The sequence below is a fragment of the Aquibacillus albus genome, assembly GCF_016908325.1.
Lineage (GTDB): Bacteria > Bacillota > Bacilli > Bacillales > Amphibacillaceae > Aquibacillus_A > Aquibacillus_A albus.
Genome location: NZ_JAFBDR010000057.1, coordinates 1 through 1,568, shown reverse-complemented (window position 1 = coordinate 1,568; position 1,568 = coordinate 1). Strand labels below are relative to the sequence as shown.

Here is a 1,568-nt window from a genome sequence, read left to right as displayed (position 1 = left end):
CCCAATGTCATCAAGCTAAGCTCCCAATGAATTACCAATTGGTTTATTTTATGTGTATCACACAAAATACAATTAATCTTCACACTTAAATGAGTAAAAAAAGACAATAGGATGCCCGGGAGATGTATTTACATTTTTTTACATCACCTTAAATGGTATCCTATTCATTTTTTTTGATATTATAAAGCAGCCTTTTGAACTAATGCATTTCTATTTGCGCGTAATCCTTTAACACGATTGAAACTTCTATCTGGTCTTACGGGAGTTCGACTTCTCTGTATTTCATCAAGCAGTTGCTTATACAACTTTTTCCGTCGTCTTGGACTTGCTTCTAAAATGATACGGATAAGATTCGTTTTCAACTTACCAATCAAAACATTGTAATTAACTGTGTACTCATGTTTTAGCTCCTTATCTTCTTGCTCTTTGGCAATGATTTCGTCAGCCTCGTGTTTAATTAGAGAAGCCATGTTAGTTAGAAACATCGTTGCATAAAAATCTTGTTCAACGGAAAGCGGAGTATCACCTGTAAACTTTTGAAGTTGTAGCTTATTTTTCAATTCCCCATATTTCGTTTCAATTCCCCAACGCTTAAAATACAAGGTTTTAAAATCCTGTATTCCAAATGTTTCATCAAATAAATTGGTGATAAGCAACTCTTCTTCACCAGAGGGAAGCGTGAATCTTATCGCTCTTAAGCGCATGACGCTCCCTTTGGCTTTAAGCTCAATGATTTGGTCAGGCACTGATGCTTGGATACTAGATTTATAATTATTGACAGGTGTTCTAACAATAAATTTAACCTTTGATTCTAGTAGGTAAGTGAAAAAGTCTAACGAAGGATACCCCCGATCAAAAAGGAATAGGTCGTTCTCTGTAAGATGCTCTTTAAAGCTGTTCATCAGTTTATTAGCGACAGAGCGTTCTGAATCTGTACATTTTGTGATAATAGCCTTTACAACTAGATTATTTTCGATATCATAGATACAGGATGCCATTGCACGTGCAAGTTCTAACGAACTGCCTTTCGAAACGTCAAAGGCATCCCTTAATCTTATGGAATTATTAATTTCCAAAATGGAAGCATCGATAGCGAAAATACGGTATCCCATAAACTTTTTCCAAGGAATCTCCTTATAATACCAATCCACAATGGTATCAAATAATTTGATAAACGCTTCTGGTTTAATCTTCTTTCTAGCCTCAGAAAAAGCTTGTTTACTAATCGATTTGGTGTTCTTTCCAAGAAGCTCAAAATAGTCATCCAGTTCAATCTGAAGGCTCTTCTTCACGAAATTAAGCATAAACAGGATGGTGTTAACAAAGTTTAGTTTGTTTCTCCCTTCACGAGTAAAATAGGTTGGTTTGGTACGAGAGTCACACAAGAAAACGAAGTCATGTAGAACACCCCGAGTTACCTCCACAGCCTCTAAAAATATACTTTTCCCCATAAAAAATCACCACTTCATCGTTGATATACCAAAAAAGGTATTCAAGTCGATTTTTGTGGTGATTTGGAAAATTCAAGCGCTTTTTGACCTATTTTTGCGATGTTTTTATGATAACTT

The 1,568-nt window shown here is 35.4% G+C and carries 1 protein-coding gene; it reads right to left on the bottom strand.

Annotation, left to right across the window (positions count from 1 at the left end):
- Window positions 1-179: 179 nt before the first annotated feature.
- Complete coding sequence (locus JOC48_RS21140; protein ID WP_204502410.1) at window positions 180-1,451, bottom strand: IS4 family transposase; 1,272 nt, start codon at window positions 1,449-1,451, stop codon at window positions 180-182.
- Window positions 1,452-1,568: the final 117 nt, after the last annotated feature.

Bases quoted from the DNA above. Each gene is read 5' to 3' on its own strand.
- JOC48_RS21140 (WP_204502410.1), bottom strand. From the start codon at position 1,451: ATGGGGAAAAGTATATTTTTAGAGGCTGTGGAGGTAACTCGGGGTGTT.